General features: G+C 42.0%; 21 protein-coding genes. 11 read left to right on the top strand and 10 right to left on the bottom strand.

Going from position 1 to position 18,751, the window contains the following annotated elements:
* Positions 1–43: 43 nt before the first annotated feature.
* Positions 44–2,191 carry a DNA helicase RecQ gene (gene recQ / locus FPQ10_RS06020; RefSeq protein WP_144161814.1) on the top strand — a complete coding sequence of 716 codons (2,148 nt, stop codon included), beginning with the start codon at positions 44–46 and terminating at the stop codon, positions 2,189–2,191.
* Positions 2,192–2,411: 220 nt separating this feature from the next.
* On the opposite strand, the gene FPQ10_RS13000 is transcribed toward recQ, so the two are convergent.
* A complete protein-coding gene (locus FPQ10_RS13000) occupies positions 2,412–2,585 on the bottom strand; it encodes a hypothetical protein (protein ID WP_186278569.1) in 174 nt (57 codons plus the stop codon).
* A gap of 116 nt (positions 2,586–2,701) precedes the next feature.
* Here FPQ10_RS13000 and FPQ10_RS06015 point away from each other — a divergent pair, with 116 nt between their 5' ends.
* Positions 2,702–4,183, top strand: a complete 1,482-nt coding sequence (locus tag FPQ10_RS06015) for an RsiV family protein (protein ID WP_144161812.1) — start codon at positions 2,702–2,704, stop codon at positions 4,181–4,183.
* A 46-nt stretch (positions 4,184–4,229) separates the two neighbouring features.
* Here FPQ10_RS06015 and FPQ10_RS12995 read toward each other — a convergent pair whose 3' ends face one another.
* Positions 4,230–4,403: a hypothetical protein gene (locus FPQ10_RS12995; protein WP_186278568.1), complete on the bottom strand. Its 174-nt coding sequence runs from the start codon at positions 4,401–4,403 to the stop codon at positions 4,230–4,232.
* Between the two features lie 121 nt (positions 4,404–4,524).
* Here FPQ10_RS12995 and FPQ10_RS06010 point away from each other — a divergent pair, with 121 nt between their 5' ends.
* Positions 4,525–5,535, top strand: coding sequence for a dipeptidase (locus FPQ10_RS06010; RefSeq protein WP_144161809.1), 1,011 nt, complete (start codon positions 4,525–4,527; stop codon positions 5,533–5,535).
* Positions 5,536–5,577: 42 nt separating this feature from the next.
* Here the strand turns inward: FPQ10_RS06010 and FPQ10_RS06005 are convergent, their stop codons facing one another.
* From FPQ10_RS06005 to FPQ10_RS05995, 3 genes are read right to left on the bottom strand one after another with little or no spacing between them, the layout of a single operon-like run.
* The gene (locus FPQ10_RS06005; RefSeq protein ID WP_144161806.1) at positions 5,578–7,092 is read right to left on the bottom strand and encodes a tripartite tricarboxylate transporter permease; all 1,515 of its coding nucleotides are present in this window, start codon (positions 7,090–7,092) and stop codon (positions 5,578–5,580) included.
* A gap of 15 nt (positions 7,093–7,107) precedes the next feature.
* Positions 7,108–7,590 carry a tripartite tricarboxylate transporter TctB family protein gene (locus FPQ10_RS06000; protein WP_144161803.1) on the bottom strand — a complete coding sequence of 161 codons (483 nt, stop codon included), beginning with the start codon at positions 7,588–7,590 and terminating at the stop codon, positions 7,108–7,110.
* Between the two features lie 46 nt (positions 7,591–7,636).
* A complete protein-coding gene (locus tag FPQ10_RS05995) occupies positions 7,637–8,608 on the bottom strand; it encodes a Bug family tripartite tricarboxylate transporter substrate binding protein (protein ID WP_144161800.1) in 972 nt (323 codons plus the stop codon).
* A 253-nt stretch (positions 8,609–8,861) separates the two neighbouring features.
* Between FPQ10_RS05995 and FPQ10_RS05990 the strand changes: the two genes are divergently transcribed.
* Together FPQ10_RS05990 and FPQ10_RS05985 are read left to right on the top strand one after the other, a co-directional pair.
* Positions 8,862–9,173, top strand: a complete 312-nt coding sequence (locus tag FPQ10_RS05990; protein WP_144161797.1) for a hypothetical protein — start codon at positions 8,862–8,864, stop codon at positions 9,171–9,173.
* 166 nt (positions 9,174–9,339) lie between these two features.
* A complete protein-coding gene (locus FPQ10_RS05985; RefSeq protein ID WP_144161794.1) occupies positions 9,340–9,669 on the top strand; it encodes a hypothetical protein in 330 nt (109 codons plus the stop codon).
* A gap of 1 nt (position 9,670) precedes the next feature.
* Here the strand turns inward: FPQ10_RS05985 and FPQ10_RS05980 are convergent, their stop codons facing one another.
* Entirely contained in the window at positions 9,671–10,810 is a 1,140-nt protein-coding gene (locus FPQ10_RS05980) for a glycerate kinase (protein ID WP_144161791.1), read from the bottom strand.
* Positions 10,811–10,936: 126 nt separating this feature from the next.
* Between FPQ10_RS05980 and FPQ10_RS05975 the strand changes: the two genes are divergently transcribed.
* Positions 10,937–12,136, top strand: coding sequence for a benzoate/H(+) symporter BenE family transporter (locus FPQ10_RS05975; RefSeq protein ID WP_144161786.1), 1,200 nt, complete (start codon positions 10,937–10,939; stop codon positions 12,134–12,136).
* Between the two features lie 55 nt (positions 12,137–12,191).
* Here the strand turns inward: FPQ10_RS05975 and FPQ10_RS12990 are convergent, their stop codons facing one another.
* From FPQ10_RS12990 to FPQ10_RS05960, 3 genes are all read right to left on the bottom strand, one after another.
* Positions 12,192–12,938, bottom strand: coding sequence for a hypothetical protein (locus tag FPQ10_RS12990; protein WP_186278567.1), 747 nt, complete (start codon positions 12,936–12,938; stop codon positions 12,192–12,194).
* A 209-nt stretch (positions 12,939–13,147) separates the two neighbouring features.
* The gene (locus FPQ10_RS13495) at positions 13,148–13,411 is read right to left on the bottom strand and encodes an AMP-binding enzyme (RefSeq protein ID WP_144161783.1); all 264 of its coding nucleotides are present in this window, start codon (positions 13,409–13,411) and stop codon (positions 13,148–13,150) included.
* Positions 13,412–14,099: 688 nt separating this feature from the next.
* Positions 14,100–14,543, bottom strand: a complete 444-nt coding sequence (locus FPQ10_RS05960) for a cell wall hydrolase (RefSeq protein ID WP_186278566.1) — start codon at positions 14,541–14,543, stop codon at positions 14,100–14,102.
* Between the two features lie 135 nt (positions 14,544–14,678).
* On the opposite strand from FPQ10_RS05960, the gene FPQ10_RS05955 reads away from it, so the two are divergent.
* The 3 genes from FPQ10_RS05955 (at position 14,679) to FPQ10_RS05945 (ending at position 16,127) form a co-directional block, all read left to right on the top strand.
* Positions 14,679–15,038, top strand: coding sequence for a CidA/LrgA family protein (locus tag FPQ10_RS05955; RefSeq protein WP_186278565.1), 360 nt, complete (start codon positions 14,679–14,681; stop codon positions 15,036–15,038).
* Complete coding sequence (locus FPQ10_RS05950; RefSeq protein ID WP_144161775.1) at positions 15,029–15,697, top strand: LrgB family protein; 669 nt, start codon at positions 15,029–15,031, stop codon at positions 15,695–15,697. Before FPQ10_RS05955 ends, FPQ10_RS05950 begins: the two co-directional genes overlap by 10 nt.
* A gap of 121 nt (positions 15,698–15,818) precedes the next feature.
* Complete coding sequence (locus tag FPQ10_RS05945; protein ID WP_144161772.1) at positions 15,819–16,127, top strand: hypothetical protein; 309 nt, start codon at positions 15,819–15,821, stop codon at positions 16,125–16,127.
* 229 nt (positions 16,128–16,356) lie between these two features.
* On the opposite strand, the gene FPQ10_RS05940 is transcribed toward FPQ10_RS05945, so the two are convergent.
* Entirely contained in the window at positions 16,357–16,872 is a 516-nt protein-coding gene (locus FPQ10_RS05940; protein ID WP_144161769.1) for a GNAT family N-acetyltransferase, read from the bottom strand.
* Positions 16,873–17,092: 220 nt separating this feature from the next.
* On the opposite strand from FPQ10_RS05940, the gene FPQ10_RS05935 reads away from it, so the two are divergent.
* Both FPQ10_RS05935 and FPQ10_RS05930 read left to right on the top strand, forming a co-directional pair.
* On the top strand, positions 17,093–18,034 hold the full coding sequence (locus tag FPQ10_RS05935) for a hypothetical protein (RefSeq protein ID WP_144161766.1): 942 nt from the start codon (positions 17,093–17,095) through the stop codon (positions 18,032–18,034).
* Between the two features lie 79 nt (positions 18,035–18,113).
* On the top strand, positions 18,114–18,740 hold the full coding sequence (locus FPQ10_RS05930) for a hypothetical protein (protein ID WP_144161764.1): 627 nt from the start codon (positions 18,114–18,116) through the stop codon (positions 18,738–18,740).
* Positions 18,741–18,751 lie beyond the last annotated feature (11 nt).

Here is an 18,751-nt window from a genome sequence, read left to right as displayed (position 1 = left end):
TCTACATTCCAACCTAATCTAACCAACCAAAAGGAGGCCCCCCATGCCAACAAAAGAACAACAAATTCTACAAACTTATTTCGGTTATGAATCGTTTCGTCCGGGTCAGGGGGAGACGATTGACTATATATTAGATCAGAAAAATACGCTTGCTGTCATGCCGACGGGTGGCGGGAAGTCGATTTGTTATCAGATTCCGGGGTTGTCGATGGATGGGACAGCGGTCATTATTTCGCCGCTCATTTCATTGATGAAGGATCAGGTGGATGCGCTTCAGTCGCTTGGTATTGCGGCAACTTACATTAATAGTTCGCTTACCACGAGCGAAATGGCTAGTCGGATGAAAGATATTGAAAGGGGTACTTATAAATTTGTTTATGTCGCCCCGGAACGTTTTGAGTCGGATTATTTTGTTCGTACGTTGAGGAAAATATCGATTTCACTCGTTGCCTTTGATGAGGCGCATTGTATTTCACAATGGGGGCATGATTTTCGGCCGAGTTATCGTTCGATTGTCCCGAATCTAAAACGGATTCCGAATATCTCCGTGTTTGTCGCGTTAACCGCAACAGCTACGGATGAGGTCATCGCGGACATTCAAGATCTTTTACATATTGAAAATGAGCATGTGATCAATACGGGTTTTGAGCGCGAAAACTTGTCTTTCCACCTTGTGAAAGGCAAGAATAAGTCTTCCTATGTCCGTTCCTTCATTGAAGAGCGTCCGAATGACTCGGGAATTATTTACGCAGCAACAAGGAAACAGGTGGATTCGTTACATAGTGAGTTGGAGTCTCGTGGCTTTCAAGTGGCGAAGTACCATGCTGGATTGACGGAAGAAGAGCGGCAACAGGCACAGGCTGCTTTTATTCATGATGAAAAAACGATTATGGTTGCAACGAATGCGTTCGGTATGGGGATCGACAAATCGAATGTGCGTTATTGCCTGCATTATGCGATGCCGATGAACATCGAGTCGTATTACCAAGAAGCGGGGCGTGCCGGTCGTGATGGTGAGCCGAGTGATTGTGTTTTGCTGTTTTCACCGCAAGACGTTCAGCTGCAGAAATTTTTGATTGAACAGTCGAACGCCGATGAAGCGGCGAAGCAAAATGAATACCGCAAGCTTCAAGAAATGATCAATTATTGTCATACGCACGGTTGCCTGACGTCTTTCATTTTGGATTATTTTGAGGGTGAAATGCCGAAAGAACCTTGCGGGCATTGCAGTAATTGCGTTGAGCGGAATGAGAAAGCGGATGTGACGGAAGAAGCACAAATGATTTTGTCGTGTGTGAAGCGGATGGGAGAGCGTTTTGGCGTTGGTATGACAGCGAAAGTGTTAAAAGGTTCACGCGATCAAAAGCTCAAAAACTTTCGACTGGATGAACTGTCGACGTATGGAATTATGTCGGCTTACACGGAAAAAGAACTGACGGAACGCATTCATTTTCTTGTCGCCGAACAACTGCTGACAATGGTGGAAGGGAAGTTTCCGGTTCTCCGGCTCAATCAAAATTCCGTCGATGTCTTGATGGGTAGGCGAACCGTTGAAATGTTCGTCGCACCGATTCCGACAAGTGAGGAAGCGGATTATGAAGCGGACCTTTTCGAAGAGCTACGAGCGCTACGAAAACAAATGGCCGATGAACGAAATGTTCCGCCGTATGTGCTGTTTTCCGATGCAACGCTGAAAGAATTGAGTCGTTATTTCCCAACGACTGAGGAAGACATGCTTGAAATTAAAGGTGTCGGCGAGCGGAAATTCGAGCAATATGGTGAAGCATTTTTAGCCGTGATTAAACAATGGCGAGCAGAAAATCAGGACGTGAAGAAGCGGGTTAAAATCACGGATACACCCACACCGAGAAAAAGAACCGCCGACCCACAAGACGACCGCCCGAGCCACATGATCAGCTATGAAATGTTCAGGTCCGGCAAAACGATCAAAGATATCGCTGTCATTCGCGGCGTCCAAGCTCAAACGATCGAAAGCCATCTGTTTAAAGCATATAAAGAAGGCAAGCCAATTCAGTGGGGAATATTTTTTACCGATGAAGAAGAAACAGCGGTGTTGCAAGCACGTGAGCAGGTTGAAGAGCCCAGATTGAAGCCATTGAAAGAAGCCCTGCCGGAAGATTATGACTATACGAAAATAACAGCTGTATTGGTGAAGAATGGGTTGATCTAGAAAAGTCAGCACGACGGAAGCCTAGCGAATGATGTTAGGCTTCCGTTTTGCTTTGTTGAACTTCAATATTTATTCGTCTGGCTTCAGTGTTAAAAGCGTTTTCTTCAGTGTTGAGTGATGAAGCTTCAGTGTTAATTTCGATTCCTTCAGTGTTAATTGATGAAGCTTCAGGGTTAATTTGGCTTTCTTCAGTGTTAAATTGCCGGGCTTCAGGGTTAATTCAGCTTTCTTCAGTGTTAAATATCCAAGCTTCAGTGTTAAACTCGCTTTCTTCAGTGTTAAATTGCCAAGCTTCAGTGTTAAACTCGCTTCCTTCAGTGTTAATCCACAAGTTTTCAGTGCTTATCCCGATTCCTTCTACATCAACCCACCAACCTTCAACATTAATCTGCACATCTCCCACATTCCACCCGAAACCCCATCCCATCCTTTCAAAAATATGTTAATATGAATGTGTATTCATTAAAGATAGAAAGAGATCGGGGAAATATTTTTAGGGGGTCTTTTAGATTGAAGAAAAGGAAGTACATAGCGTTTTTATTAATTTGTCTTGGGCTGCTTTTAACTGCCTGCAATAGTGATGAAAGTGCTGAAGCTGAAGCGGAAGAAAAAGAAAATGAAGAAGAAACGGAAACAGTAGAAGAGGAAGAAGAACCGGCTTTTGAAGAATTGACGAAAGACGAAGTGAAGGGGATTATCCAGAATAACGTTGAAGAATTAATGAATCGATTCATTGATACAAAACAACAAAACATGGACTGGTATGAATTGGATTTTTCTAATGATAGCTCTGAAGAAGTTTTGGCGGCCGTCAATGAAACGAATGAATCATTGACCGACTTGGCGACTGAGCAATTCATCGACAAATATACGTCTTACTATTTAGAAGCGTTCTATTGCGACTGTGATACTTATGAAATTTTAGATCCAAGCATGGTAATCGCGGGATTTGATGTGCTTGAACAAGATGAAGATTCTTTCCAAGCCACATCGATTGTGATTGGAAATCATCTTTATCCCGGCCCTGGGTCAACATATTATTGGACGTACAAAAAAGAAAATGAAAAATGGAAAATTGATGAAGTCACAGCTGAATCTGCAGATAAGCAGCCATTAAACTTAACGACAGAAGATTTAATGAATCTGTATGGTGATTCAATTGAAATCGTGGATGAGATTGAATTGGATGGTGAGAAATTCATCGTCACAAAAGAACACGACATGGACGCTAATTATGCGTACAGTGTAGATACAGGCGCGATCAATTATGAAATATCCACTGAGTATCAAGAGAATTCCACGAATGAGAATAACGAGACAGAAGAAACAGGAACAGAAGAAGTGAAAACAAACGAACCTACGGAAAAGACTGAAAAACTGGAAGCACTAAGCAATCCGACGTTTATTCATAAATATGAAGAAACTGAGCTTGAAGGTGAGTTTGGCGGATTAGTAAAAAGTGAATTCAAGGTCCCTCAATTTGGTATTAACGTTTTAGACGACTTTTTATATGAAGAGTATGTAGCTAAAAATGAAGATATGCCGAACATAGAAGACGTAACGCCAACGGAAGATTCAACTAAATTTATTGAACAATACGTAATCGGATATCGAGATGTTTACCAGTATGGCGATTATGTTTCCATTTTAATGAGTGAATATCTATATGAAGGTGGAGTGAATGGCACCTCTGCAATCAATTCATTCCATTTCGATTTAGATCGTGATGAAATGGTCCACCTTGAGGAGGTTTTAGCAGATAAAAATATTTCATATGAGCGTTTAGACGAACTCGTTAAAACGAAGCTTCGTGATGAACAGTATCGGGAGAAGTTATTTGCAGATTATGAGTCAAACTTGACGGCGCCAGAAGAAGACTACAACACTTTTTATGCGACCGATGAACATCTCGTCATTATTTTTAATGTTTATCACATTGGTCCTAAATCAAGTGGACCGATTGAAGTTCCAATTGGTTGGAATGAGTTTTAAATGAACAAATAAACCACTATCGATTTTTCGGCGATAGTGGTTTAATTTATATTTGCTCACGAACAGCCCGCATATGCCCTTGATGATAAATCTGTTTCAGTTCCATTCGAAGTCGCTTGAGCTCTGCCGGCGATTTCGTTTCTTCAATCAATAACTTCAAAAATTCCGCTCGTTCATATTCATCAGTGGTCAACGTTACTTTCTTTTTGTCATCACTCAAGTCTATCCCCTCCGTTCATATACTTTATATGTATGCTTTCTCCGTAAATTCGATGTCGCAATCACAAATTCCTTCATTATGTTATTGTTGAATTAAACGAATTTGAAAAAGGTGTGATGAAATGGACAAATTGATTCAAGAAATTCACGAAGAAGCGTTTATTATTGATGCACATTACGATCTACTTTTTGATGTGGCCAAACAGCGGGCGCTCGGACGGACCAAAGTTATCGAGACCGACCACTTGCCAAATTTCAAAAAAGGTGGATTCAACCTGATCGTGTCGTCTATTTTTGAGGACGATGAGTACATCCCTGAGATGGTGCTGCGTAAGGCGCTTAATCAAGTGAGTGCGCTCTATGCGGAGATTGATGAGTCATCTGACGAGCTGATGCTTTGTAAAAGTTACGAAGATATCTTAGAGGCGAAGCACACAGGAAAAGTCGGCATTATGCTTTCGTTTGAAGGTGTGGAGCCGCTGTATGATGATTTGTCTTTATTACGCGTTTTCTATGAATTAGGTGTTCGGTTTGTTGGTTTGACATGGAGTCGTCGGAACTATGCTGCAGATGGTTGCCATTTTTCGATGGATATAGAAGATCGGGGTGGCGGATTGACGCAATTTGGCGAAGCGCTTGTCAAAGAAGCCGAACGGCTAGGCATGCTCCTTGATATTACGCACATTAACGACCGCGGATTTGAGGATGTGTTTCGTTTTGCGGAAGGACCGATTATTGCCTCGCATTCCAATTCACGGGAAGTCGCCAAAACACCGCGGAATTTAACGGATGAACAATTGAAAAAAATTGCTGAGCGTGATGGTGTTGCCGGCATCAATATTCTAAGTCGAATCGCTTCCGGAAAAGCCAATGAAGGCGATATCGATTTAATCGCCGACCATGTAGAGTACATGAAACAGACGGTTGGAGTGGATCACATCGGACTTGGCCTGGATTGTTGTGACATGCTTCGAAAATATTTCCCACCAAGCGATGACGAAGCTTTTGATATTTTGAAGCACCAAAACTTACAAGATTTAACGAAAAAGTTGTTGGAGAGAGGGTTTGAGAAAGAAGAAATTTTGAAGATCTATGGCGGGAATTGGTTGAAGGTTTATGGGAAGGTGTTTTAAATTAGAAAATCCCGACTGCACTGTCATGCAATCGGGATTTTTCTATGCTTGAGCTTTTTTCTTCGCATTCCACGTCTGCCAAATCGTAAACAATATCGACAGAACGGTCAAAACTAAAAATGTTAGTGAGATCGGTCGGGATAGGAAAAGCGTCCAATCTGGGTCTGTCATGAATGCTCGTCGGAGATTTAGTTCGGCGATCGGTCCGAGGATGACTCCGATGATCGCTGGGGCAAGGGCGTATTTATATTTCGTAAATAAGTAGCCGATGATGCCCATCGCAAGTAATATATATAGGTCTGTCGTTCGGTTGTTCAAGACGAATGTACCGACGACGCATAGTACTAAGATAATCGGCACTAAAATATGCGTTGGTACTTGGGTGATTTTTACAAAGAATCGCATGCCGGCGAATTGTGTGATCAGCATCGCGAATGATGCGATGAAGAACGCGACGAATATGCCACCGACGATGTTTGGCTCGTCTACAATCAGTAGTGGACCGGGTGTTATGCCGTGTACCATCAATGCGGATAACAATACGGCTGTTACAGCTGAACCTGGGATGCCTAATGCGACGGTAGGGATCAAGTCACCACCGACGGTTGAGTTGTTCCCGGCTTCCGATGCGACGACGCCTTCTTCACAGCCTGTTCCGAATTTTTTCGGTTCTTTGGACCATTTCTTCGCTTGGTCATAGGCGACGATGTTGGCGATACTTCCGCCAGCTCCCGGAATGGCGCCGATAATCGATCCAATCACAGAAGAGCCGATCAACGTCATCGGTTTTGAAATGACTTTTTTCAAGGTTTGAAAAGGTTTTAGTGTGAATTTCATTTCTGCAGCATCTTTATTCAAGCGTTCAAGTCGGTCTTTTTCCAATTGGCTTTTTTCCAATGATTGCATCAATCGGGAAATCGCGAACATTCCGATCAATACGACCAAAAATGGAATGCCTGCACGAAGGACATCGAGGTCGAATGTGAATCGTGCGAAGCCCATAATTGGATCGGCACCGACTGTTGATATGAGCAATCCGAACAGACCTGCAATTAATCCTTTAATAATGGAATCTCCTGTGACACTTGCGATAATCGTCAATGCCAAACAAATAAGCGCGAACATTTCCCACGGACCAAATTTCAATGCGAATTGGGAAACTTGCGGTGCAATGGTTACTAAAATGAACAAACTGACAACCGAGCTTAAAAAGGATGCCCAAATTCCAATCGACAGTGCTTTTCCCGGTTGTCCTTTTTTAGCCATCGGGTATGCGTCAAAGGTGGTCGCGACTGAAGAAGGTGTACCAGGTATGCCAAGTAGTGCAGCACTTATTAACCCTCCAGACATTCCACCGACGAACACACCGATCATCGCAGCGATTCCTGTAACTGGCTCCATACCGAACGTTAGTGGTAAGGTCAGCACAATGGCCATGGCGACGGTAAACCCTGGAATCAAGCCGGCGACGACTCCGACGACAACCCCGATAAAGATAACGAGCAATATTTTTACTGTGAAAATTTCACCGAATCCTAAGAATAGTAAATCGAACATTGTTTGAGCCTCCTCTTAGAAGAAAACGCCTGTTGGGAATCTGACTTGAAGAACGTTTTGGAAAAAGAAATATAAGCTGAGTGTCAAAATTACCGCAATACTGGAAACTGTTACGATACTCTTTTTCGTCCGCGGTCCAATGACCAAAGCCGTGACAATCATAAATATAATAGAAGATAGAATAAACCCGAGTATTTGGATTGCTAGAATATATAAGAATAAAAGAGCCAACGTGATGAAAACGAGTTTGTGTTCTTTCACTATGTAAAGCAATTGTTCTTTGATTGATGTTTCGTTATTTTGTTGACGTGCTTTTACTAAGACGATTGTTTGTTTAATCGCTAAGATGAGCGATAGCCCACCAAGTATTATCGCCACAAACTGAGGGAAAGACCCTGCATCCAATTGGGATTCGTTCATGGATGGGAGGTCGCCGGTCTGTGTGTAAATCAAAATCGATAAGACGACAAGTGCGATGGCAACGATTAATTCACCCATAATTCTTCCTCCTAACAAAGAAAGAGGGAGAGGCTCCCTCTATGATTTATTCTGCTGCTACTTCTTCGATGACGTCACTGATGATCTTGTCTTGCTTGTCTAAATACTCTTTGTATTCATCCGTGCCCATGAAGTTAACACTTGAGCCAGCATTTTGAACGGCTTCGACGTAATCTTCATCTTTTGATGTTTCTTCAAGAGCTTTTTCGAGTTGCTCAACGATTTCTTCAGGCGTTCCTTCTGGTGCAACATATCCACGGTTGATTCCCATCGTGATGTCATAGCCTTTTTCTTGGAAAGTTGGTAGATCTGGCGCTGTTTCAATTCGTTCCGTTGTACCGATTGCAACGAAGTTAATCTCGTCCGCTTTTACAAAATCAATACCAGATTTATAGTCGACGATTGCAGCATCAATATGGCCGCCAGCGAGTGCTTGAATGGCTTCAGAAATCCCTTCATATCCGACGAGGTTATGCTGGACATCAAGTTCTTTCGCCATTTGCTCAACCCATACACGTGGGATTCCAGCAACTGTACCACCGAATTGGATGGTATTTTCCTGTCCGTATTCAACTAATTCCTCTAACGTTTCAACGCCCATGTCGGTTGAAACAGCAAGAATCTGATCTGAAGATGACATAGAAGCAATAGGTTCAAAACTATCATAATTAATTTCTGTTACATCTGAATGGTGGGCAACAAGTAACCCTTCATGAATCTGTCCGATATTGTATCCGTCAGCATCTTTCTTCGTTAAATCTTCTAAGCCGACCGTTCCACCGACACCTGGCACATTGACTGGAACGACATCTTCACCGACATATTCGGATGCATGCTCTGCAACGAAGCGGCCTTCGATATCACTTCCGCCACCCGGTGACCATGGAATCGTCAATTCAATTTCCTTTGACGGAAACGCTTCTGCTGATTCAACTTTCTCATCGCCACCACATGCAGCAAGTGATGCAACTGCCAATGGAATAACGGCTACCCCGATCATACGCTTTAGACTTTTCACTCTAATCTCTCCCTCTAATGATTTTATGCGATAAAGATTTTCTAACAATTTAAACGTTTTAAAATAGTATATAAGATATAGAAATGTCAGTCAAGCTGTTTTTTTACTTACTTTTAAATGGAAAAACTTATAAAACCACTTACATTTTGTAAAATGAAATAATGAAAGCGTTGTCAAAATGAAAATCTGAATGTTGTGTTATTTTGTGGTGTGGGAGAAGGGAGGAGAGAGTCCATATGTGGTGGAGGCGTGGGTGAGCGATCGAAGGAGAGCACTGAGTGTTCAAAGAGATGCGCTGACCGTTCAAAAGGGTGAGCCGAGTGTTCAAAGAGGTGCGCTGATCGTTCAAATGAGAGCGTTAATCGTTCAAGGAAATGCGCTGACCGTTCAAAAGGTTGAGCCGAGTGTTCAAGGAGGTGCGCTGATTGTTCAAAAGAGAGCGCAGATCGTTCAAAGAAGTGAGCTGAGTGTTCAAAAGGTTGAGCTAATCGTTCAAAGAGGAGAGCTGAATGTTCAAAGAAGCGCTCACCGTTCAAAAGAGAACGCAGATCGTTTAAAGAAGTGAGCTAATATACCAATCTAACTTAGAAGCTATTCGATATGCGAAGGAGATCTTTATCTTTTATTATTAAACCTTGTCAGGTGAGCATTTCAATCCAGTTTCTCGAATAAAATTACCTGTAAATGGATATCTTATTTGTAGTATTTATAAATTTTGTGGAGGCGGCTAAATGGTTATTTCCGGTGTGATGAAACTTATAGGATCTGGAATGGAATTCTTTTTAGTTATTCCAGGAATCGGTGGAACATTTATTCTTTCGCTTTTATGGATTCCATTATTGTTTATGCTAGTCTATCACATTGTTACATTGGTTCTTTCTAGGAATTCAAATCAAAAGATATGGGGCCCCGTTGTTGGGATTGTAGCTAGTACAATCGGTATTATTCCTTTGCTCGGCATGCTACTTCATTGGGCAGCGTTTATCTGTTTATTGATTGACGGGATCTTGACATTGAGTAGAGGTCCTAAAGATTCACCAGAAACAACAAAGGTAGTTTGAATTATTTTGAATATCTAGCGGAAAACGCACCCACAAGCTTAATGATTTGTTTTGTTTGTTCATATAGTAGTGTCTTTACTTCATTCATACTTTCCTCTAATGAAAGCGGACGATTCACGATGGAAAAGCAGCTGGTGAATGCGTCATTTAATGATTTTTGATCACCAGACAGACTGCCGGAAAGGAGAACGACAGGTACGTGATGTTTATTGGCTAAGGATGCGACATAACCGGGTGCTTTTCCATATAGTGTTTGTTCATCGCTCTGTCCCTCACCTGTGATCACTAAATCTGCTTCTTGAATTTCTTTTTCCAAATGAATTGTCTCGGCAATCAGTTTTGCTCCTGAATCGAGTTGGCCGCCGATGGCTAGCAAGGCGAAACCTAATCCACCAGCTGCACCGGACCCAGAGATGTTTTGATAGGATTGACTGAGATTGTTTTCGATGAGCTCGGCGTATTGATGGAGTGACTGATCGTATTTTTCTACTTGTTGATCGGTTGCTCCTTTTTGAGGTCCGAAAACGACACTCGCCCCTCGCTCGCCACAAAGTGGATTCGTAACATCGCATGCTACTTTAATTTCAATATCCTTCAAACGTTCATCGATATCTTCAAAATGAATGCTATGAACACGGTGCAAATCCGAGCCATAGCCGTTGAGTGGTTGGCCATTTTTATCCCAGGCTTTCATCCCAAGAGCAATCAACACCCCTAAACCGCCATCATTCGTAGCACTTCCGCCGAGTCCGATCATGATCGACTTCGCACCTCGGTCAATCGCATCTAAAATCACCTCACCCAATCCATAAGTTGTTGTATGATCTGGATTTCTTTTCGATGTTGGGACGAGTGTAAGCCCAACAATTTCAGCCAGCTCAATGACCGCTTCATTTGAATTAAAAAGGACATACGAACTCTCAACCGGCTCACCTAACGGCCCAGTGCATCGTACGTTCACTTTCCTTCCTTTTCTCGAAATTAACATGGCCTCAATCGTACCTTCGCCGCCATCAGCCATCGGTTTGGAAACGACGGTATGAGTTGCGTCGACATCTTTAATGGCCCGTTCCATCACTTGAGTCACTTCGCTTGAAGACAAACTTCCTTTAAATGAATCTGGAGCTAATACGATTTTCATAGAAGGAGTCTCCTTTTTATCGAACATCTTTTTCCTAATTCTATCATATTTAATATTTATTCAGAATTGTCGAGAAACATCATGTTATAATAATAAACACTACATAAAAAAAGAAGGACCTGTGTTATGAGATGGAAAGAGTTATTTAACTATAATTATATGATGTACGGCGTTTTGGCCGGAATTTTAACAGCAATCGTTCCAACAATGGTTATATTCGAGGTTAGCCAACAACTCGGCTGGTCAAGTGAACTGATGAAAAATTGGATTTTCGGGGCGATCGTGCTTGCGGGCATTGCGGGATTAATCCTGTCGTTAACAACAAAGCTACCGTTGAACGTGTCTTCTTCGATACCGACGGCGGTGTTTGTTGGTTTTACCGTGCATCGATACCCAATAGATGAAGTGTTTTTTGCTTTCAGTATGGCTGGTGTTGTGTTGATCCTCATTAGTGTGTTCAAGTTGTACCGGCGGATTGAACAGTTCATCAAACTTGAGATTGTGATGGCGATGTTCGCTGGAACCATTATTCACTATGTTCTATACATCGTGGAAGTTACGGCCAGTCATATTGAGTGGGGAATCATCGGCATAGCCACATTTATCCTTGCGACAAAATTGTTTCCGAAATTCCCTGCAGCGATTGTCGTGTTCTTTGTTTTGTCTTTGACGTTGTTCGTGGATGGCACGCTTAACCCAAGTTCATTCAGCTCGGTATCATTCAATCTATTCCCGACGGTTGGGCCCGTTGCTGGTAGCTTGGAGGTCATTTTTACCGTTTCTATTCCCTTAGCGATCATTAGTTTGTTTGGTGAGGTAACGATCGGAAATTCAATATTAAAGGCAGAAGGATATCGAACGAATATGGATTTATCGATTTTGGTTTCAGGGATCGCAACGTTTTTCGGCGGATTTTTCGGAAGCCATAGTGTAACCAGCGCAGGTGCACCGGTTGCTGTCGTTTCAGACCCGGCCGTCGGGGAAAAAGACAAACGATATTATGCAGCCGTTTGGGCATCCATCTTTGCTCTTATCTTCGGCCTTGTCAGTTACCCGGCAATCAGCATTTTGATGATTTATCCAACGAGTATTTTGAAATTCCTCGTCGGCCTGCTGTTATTACCGATATTGATCAAAACATTTACGATGTCGATCGGAAGCGGAAAATTCAAATACGCAGTCATTGTGGCCTTCCTGATCCCTCTCGCAAATATCACCATCTTTGGGATTGGCGCACAGTTCTGGGCGTTAATCTTTGGTGTGATGGTTGCTTATTTGATGGATGGGGAGGATGTGAGACGGGAGAAATTGGAGAAAGTGGCGTGAATATAGATAAAAAAACTAGCACCTAAACTGCATTGGGCAGTGAGGTGCTGTTTTTTTACCAACCGGAATCATAGTCACCATATGAGTCATAGTCATAACTATCATAACCGGAATCTTCATCACCATACGAGTCATAGTCATAACTATCATAACCGGAATCATCATCACCATACGAGTCATAGTCATAACTGTCATAACCGGAATCATCATCACTATACGAGTCATAATCATAACTGTCATAACCGGAATCATCATCACTATACGAGTCATAATCATAACTGTCATAACCGGAATCATAATCATCATACGAGTCATAGTCATAACTATCATAACCGGAATCATAGTCATCATACGAGTCATAGTCATAACTATCATAACCGGAATCATAATCATCATACGAGTCATAGTCATAACTATCATAACCGGAATCATAGTCATCATACGAGTCATAGTCATAACTATCATAACCGGAATCATAATCATCATATGAGTCATAATTATAGCTATCATAATCATAATTACCATACGAGTCGTAATTATCGTATGAGTTATTATTGTTATTTGAACTATAGTGATATAAAGAAGGTAACTTGGTTCCTACTACGCCAGTGTATGGATTTACGTTGCCGAAACTACTATAATTATTCCAAAAATAGCCATCAGGATCACTCCTGTAGTGGCCTTTGACATATGTACCGTCATTGCGGTAATAACCATCCACCCAAACGTCCGCATTTACAGTTCCAAACATAGGTATGCATAGAACGATGACTAAAGACAATATAAAGATAATTTTCTTCAATTTCGTTTCACCTCCTTACTATTCTTGAATTCTACAGTCACTAGTTTGTAATTTCAATAAGATATTGGTAAGTAGAGGAAAAATTAAGATACATAACGAGAATAATATCCGAAAGATATAAACATTCGCTCGGTAAAAATCTCATTCAAAAACCCGACTGTTTTAACAGCCGGGTTTCATCTATCTAATAAGGGAGATTTAAACCAATGTTATTTCTGCTCAGCCGAACGTAATTCTACTCGACGGATTTTACCGGAGGTTGTTTTCGGCAGTTCTTCAATAATCTCGATGGCTCTTGGATACTTATACGGAGCGGTGAGTTCTTTTGTGTGAACCTGGAGTTCTTGATTGGGCACATATTTTTGGGGTTTAGGCCTATAAATTCTAACGACGGGCGCATATCTAGTAGATTCGGTCGCATATCTTCCTAATCGGGGTGCATATCGTCCAGTGCGGGGCTCATATATTTTCAATTTGGGTGCATATCTCGCATATTTTCTATTGCTTTACTACGATCATGCTTAGGCTTCATTTTATTTTGCATTTGGCTCATATTTTTGGATTTTGGGTCCATATATTCTGACGACAGGCGCATATCTAGTAGATTCGGTCGCATATCATCCTAACCAGGGTGCATATCGGCCAGTGCGGGGCCCATATATTTTCAATTTGAGAGCATAACTCTCACATTATCTGTTGCTTTAGTATGATCATGCTAAGGTCTCATTATATTATGCGTTCAGCTCATATTTTTGGGTTTTGAGTCCATATATTCTGACGGCAGGCGCATATCTAATAGATTCGGTCGCATATCATCCTAACCAGGGTGCATATCGTGCGGTGCGGGGCCCATATATTTTCAATTTGGGAGCATAACTCTCATATTTTCTGTTGCATCTACTATGATCATGCTAAGGTCTCATTATATTTTGCGTTCGGCTCATGTTTTTGGGTTTTGGGTCCATATATTCTGAAGACGGGCGCATATCTAATAGATTCGGTCGCATATCTTCCTAACCAGGGTGCATATCGCCCGGTGCGGGGCTCATATATTTTCAAGTTGGGTGCATATCTTTTAGCGTTCTTCTCATGAAACGTCAAAGCGGGCGTATATTTCCTTAAATTGGTCCCATAAATTAACAAGTTTTCATAATTCAAATCTTATCGATAAGCACTCTCGCACGTATTTGCAATCGGTTCATAGTAGCAGTGTTGTTTGTATTGTCCGGTGAATGGTTGGCCGTACCAGGTAGGGGGGCAGGGTGCATATGGGTTAAAGTACCATAAGGCATATTTCGATGGGTGTTGCCTCCATCGTTGCACGACTCTTCTTGCTAACTTTCTTTCTACTTCTCTTGCAGGTTGGTAAAACAAATTTCCTTTTTGTACGGCTTCAAAGGAGAAGTTCCCTCCTTGAACTTGGTAGATGACTTCTTCGATGTTTCGCACATCTCGGAAATCTAAACAATCTGCAACGGCTCTGTTCACGATCACATTTCCGACCATCAGCATTCCTAATCTACCTTCACCTTCAGCTTCTGCCCGCATCATCCGAGCGATTAAATCGATGTCTTTACTTGTATGTCTTACTCTTGTCACATCCATCACCTCTATCTATATTGTATGAACGGCTCATGGTTACATGTTCATTTTTTTCATTGTGATTGAAAGAATGTGTTGTAGCGTAAAGCCGAAAATTCCGATATGATAAAAGCGATACTGGTGTTGATCGAGGTGTTCATGATTACTTACATATTAGGGATTTTACTTGTCATCGGTTTTTATTTACTTGGCGAAACGGTTCATGAGTTTCTTTTGCCATGGCTCCCGGGCAGCATAATTGGAATGGTCTTGTTGTTTGGCGTCTTTGTCATTTTCGGCGATCGACTTGTCCGCTGGGTCAAAGAAGGGGCGGAGTTATTCATTCGTTATTTGCCGTTATTTTTTGTTCCTGTAACGGTAGGTGTTTTGCAATATGAGCATTTAGTCAGCTGGTTTGGCTTGGCGTTTTTTGCTTTACTGTTCATCAGTTCGTTGTTTGTCATGTTATTTGTTGCCATCATGATGGACCGGAAAGCAGGTGACTCTACATGTGGCTAGTCATCACGATTGTTGTTTTTTTAGCCGCGCAGTGGGTTTATCAAATGCGCAAGAAAAATTATTTACTTCCTGTATTCACGACAACAATTGTGGTGATCGGTATCCTAGTCATGTCGGGTCAGTCGTATGAACAGTATTACGAGTCTGCCAAATGGATTGATTGGTTACTCGGCCCGGCAGTAGTTGCGCTGAGTTTTCCATTGTATAAATATCGGGCAATGCTTTTGAAAAATGGCGCCAAAATCATTGGTTGGGTTACGGTTGCTTCGTTGTTAAGTGTTGTTACTGGCGCATTCGTCTTGTCATTATTTCCGGTGAGCGATGATTATATCGTTACGGCGATGCTGAAAAATATTACAACTCCGGTAGCGATTGACTTGGCGGAACTTTATGGCGGTATTCCAACATTGGTTGCGATTATTTGTACCTTGTTCGGCATGGTTGGAGCAGTCGTCGGCCCGATGATCTATCGAAGGTTTCATGTTCAAAGTAAACTGGCACAAGGCGTAGCGATGGGTGCCCTCGCGCATGCAATTGGTACATCGAGATTGATGGAGGAGGATGATTATGCAGGTGCAATCAGTACGTTATCCTTTTTAGTGGTGACGTTGGTAATGCCGTTGATCGTCCCTGTGTTGGTATATTGGCTCGTCGGTTAGGTTGTCGAAATCTGTTGAAAAAAGTCATATAAAAAGGTTTTGTGATATAATAAAAAGGAAACTGAAATTTTATATACATAGAAAATAAATTTCAGCGATTGAATATTAGGGGGAAATATTGTTGAGAAAGTTAATTATGACCGTCTTAATGGCAGGTTTTCTACTGTTAGTCGCCTGCGGAGGACAAAGCATCGAAGGAAAATGGGAAGATAGCACGGGCGCAATCGTTGAGATTACTGAAGATGCGATGAAATTCGGGGAAGATATGGGTATGGCCTTAGAAATTGACCTCGCACATATAGAAGATGATTTGTATGAAATCTCCATGATGGGTGAATCTGAAGAAGTGAAGTTCAACGTCGATGGTGATGAGTTAACCATGGAGCACGTGAGTAGTGGTGAATCAGAGGTTCTAACAAGAGCTGAATAATGGAATGAAAAAATCAGGCTGTCCAGTGCGGGCAGCCTTTTTTTGCAGGAAAGTGTGCAGGCGTGGCACATATAAATCTGTTTTGGGAGCATATCTCCGGTAGTTGGGTCCATATATTTGGTCTTTGGTCACATAAAATGGACTGGTGGGTTCATATACGGCCACGCTGGCTCAAATAATTGAATATAGGTCGCATATCTTGCTGATGACTGAGCGGAAGGAACGAAATTTACGCTCCAAACACATAATCCTTCCGCAGTAAACTCATCATAAAGGCATCATGATATTCGCCGTTCACGAAATAATGTTCACGCAGCCTGCCATCGATTTGAAATCCAATTTTTTTGTAGATGTGCACGGCTTTTTCGTTTATTTCATCGACATATAAATACAGTTTGCGCAGGTTCACTTTATTGAATCCATATTCCACAGTTAATCGCGTGGCATCTGCAGCATAGCCTTTTCCTTGATGCTCGGGTGCGATCATAATTCCGAATTCTGCGTTTCGGTGTCTTGTTTCAATATCAAAAAGGCCGACATAGCCAATTCGTTCGTCATTTTGGTACAAAACAAATTGACGGTGCGAGTCGTTGTCCTGGCTGTTTTCATATATCGTGTTCATTTTTTCAAGCGTCGTGTAAGGCTCTTCAAACCAGTAGTCCATCACATCAGAGTTGACGCGCATTTGATGCATGAATTCCAGGTCGCTTTTTTCTAAAGGTCGTAAGTGTAAGTTGTTTGTCATTATGGGTTCTCCTTCGTTTGCAGATTATTTTTATCATAGCAAAGCAGTGAGAAAACGTGAAATGATTGATTCGAAGGTTAGCGATTTTTGAGCATTGAACGGTCTGACAGGAGAGGGATATTTTTAGATGCGCAATGTATCGAATGGAGGAAAGTTTTAGCAAAGAATGATATAATCTACGTAACTTAGTCGAATTTCCAGTAAGTTGGGAGAGACGGAAATGAAACAAAAACGATGGATGTTAGTCTTGGTGACTGTGGGCTTGCTTGTTTTGCCAATACATATGACAGCTGAAGAAAATCAGAATGAGCCTACTGTTCAGCAAAATAATGAGCCAGATGCTGAAAGTCCGGAAACGGATGGTACTGAAACACCGAAGGAAGAGGAAAATAAACCAGCTCAGCCGGACGGGAATGAGGGTGACGAGTCGCCTGACGATGGACCGTTGAAGGAAGAAGAGTCAAACGGAACAGCAGATGAATCCACAAGTCCAGAAGAAGAATCTAAGCCAAGTAAAAAGCCGGATAAAGATGAAGATAAAGCCCCTGATAAAGATAAAAATGAATCAACAGAAAAAAACGAGCAAGATCGTCCACAACAGCAAGATAAGGATTCTACAACAAAAGAAGAATCCGATAAAAAGGATTCAACTAAAAAAGACGATAAGCCGAAAACATCAACAGACAACACAAGTAAACCGAAAAACGACGCCAATGCAACGGACACAACTAACGAAACTTCAACTCCAACCAACTCATCGAACAGCGAGTCTACATACGAAGATAATTCAGATCCTGAGATCGAGGATGTGCAACTGGAGGATGAAGAGGTTGACGAAGATGAAGAGACGGAAGAAGTCGATGAAGATGAAGACGAGGAAGAGGATTCAGCACTCGGCGGAATCGGCAGCAATATTTTCTCGAATCAACGCGTGACGGACGGATTTTTTCAAGAAGTTCGGTTGGTAAAGAGTAAACCTGAAGAAAAAGTAGCTGAAGCGGAGACGGATGCAGATTCAGCGAATGAAGTAAAAGTAAAACATTATTCTTCCGGTTACACATCGGATGAGCCGAGTACGTTGTTGATTGTGGTTATCGTGTTGACGACAGGAATTTTAGCGTTTATGGCAATTCAGCATTTGGTGAAACGGCGAGTAAAGTAAATGAATTGGCGGAATTGGCGCAACTCGATTTAAGGGTCGCGCCATTTGTTTATTTTCAACAAAAAAGGAGGCGTTCTACATGGAAAATTACGTTTGGTATGCGAGTTACGGATCGAATATTAACCAAGATCGTTTTCATGCGTATATTTTTGGGGAGATTCCGCCAGGTGGAACGGTGAGTGAGGTTGGTTGTCGCGATCAGTCCCTCCCTTTGCGTGCCGAAAATGTGATGATTGATTTTCCGATGTTTTTCGCGAAGCGGTCGAAGCGGTGGGACAATAAAGGAGTCGGCTTCATTGATACGACCTCCAATCCAGATCGACCTACTTTTGGACGGATGTATTTGATTACGAAAGAGCAATATGTTGATGTTGTTCGGCAAGAAAATAACGATATGACACTTGAGATTGACTTCGACCAACTGGAGTCGAAGGGAGAATATGTGATCGATTCGAATAAGATGTACGGGAAAGTCCTCGACGTCGGAGAAAAAGAGGGACGTCCGATTTATACGTTTACGCATCCGAATGCAATCCAGTCAAATGAACGGATGACTCCTTCGGTGACGTATTTGAAAGTGATCGGCGCAGGAATAAAAGAAGCGTTTGAAATTTCGACAGCGGAATTAGTCGATTATTATTTATTGCGAGAAGAAGTGGCGGAGGCTTATACGAGAGCGGAATTATTGAAACATTTGGCTCGGTAAGTCGGTTGAAC

This window comes from Allobacillus sp. SKP2-8 (assembly GCF_007559355.1).
Classification (GTDB): domain Bacteria; phylum Bacillota; class Bacilli; order Bacillales; family Alkalibacillaceae; genus Allobacillus; species Allobacillus halotolerans.
Note: the sequence above shows the minus strand (reverse complement) of the source record. Positions and strands in the feature narration are given on the sequence as shown.

What these genes read in the sequence shown, in the direction of transcription:
- recQ (WP_144161814.1), top strand. Translation starts at nt 44, where the DNA reads ATGCCAACAAAAGAACAACAAATTCTACAAACTTATTTCGGTTATGAA.
- FPQ10_RS06010 (WP_144161809.1), top strand. Translation starts at nt 4,525, where the DNA reads ATGGACAAATTGATTCAAGAAATTCACGAAGAAGCGTTTATTATTGAT.
- FPQ10_RS06005 (WP_144161806.1), bottom strand. Translation starts at nt 7,092, where the DNA reads ATGTTCGATTTACTATTCTTAGGATTCGGTGAAATTTTCACAGTAAAA.
- FPQ10_RS06000 (WP_144161803.1), bottom strand. Translation starts at nt 7,590, where the DNA reads ATGGGTGAATTAATCGTTGCCATCGCACTTGTCGTCTTATCGATTTTG.
- FPQ10_RS05985 (WP_144161794.1), top strand. Translation starts at nt 9,340, where the DNA reads ATGGTTATTTCCGGTGTGATGAAACTTATAGGATCTGGAATGGAATTC.
- FPQ10_RS05980 (WP_144161791.1), bottom strand. Translation starts at nt 10,810, where the DNA reads ATGAAAATCGTATTAGCTCCAGATTCATTTAAAGGAAGTTTGTCTTCA.
- FPQ10_RS05975 (WP_144161786.1), top strand. Translation starts at nt 10,937, where the DNA reads ATGAGATGGAAAGAGTTATTTAACTATAATTATATGATGTACGGCGTT.
- FPQ10_RS05960 (WP_186278566.1), bottom strand. Translation starts at nt 14,543, where the DNA reads ATGGATGTGACAAGAGTAAGACATACAAGTAAAGACATCGATTTAATC.
- FPQ10_RS05955 (WP_186278565.1), top strand. Translation starts at nt 14,679, where the DNA reads ATGATTACTTACATATTAGGGATTTTACTTGTCATCGGTTTTTATTTA.
- FPQ10_RS05950 (WP_144161775.1), top strand. Translation starts at nt 15,029, where the DNA reads ATGTGGCTAGTCATCACGATTGTTGTTTTTTTAGCCGCGCAGTGGGTT.
- FPQ10_RS05940 (WP_144161769.1), bottom strand. Translation starts at nt 16,872, where the DNA reads ATGACAAACAACTTACACTTACGACCTTTAGAAAAAAGCGACCTGGAA.
- FPQ10_RS05935 (WP_144161766.1), top strand. Translation starts at nt 17,093, where the DNA reads ATGAAACAAAAACGATGGATGTTAGTCTTGGTGACTGTGGGCTTGCTT.
- FPQ10_RS05930 (WP_144161764.1), top strand. Translation starts at nt 18,114, where the DNA reads ATGGAAAATTACGTTTGGTATGCGAGTTACGGATCGAATATTAACCAA.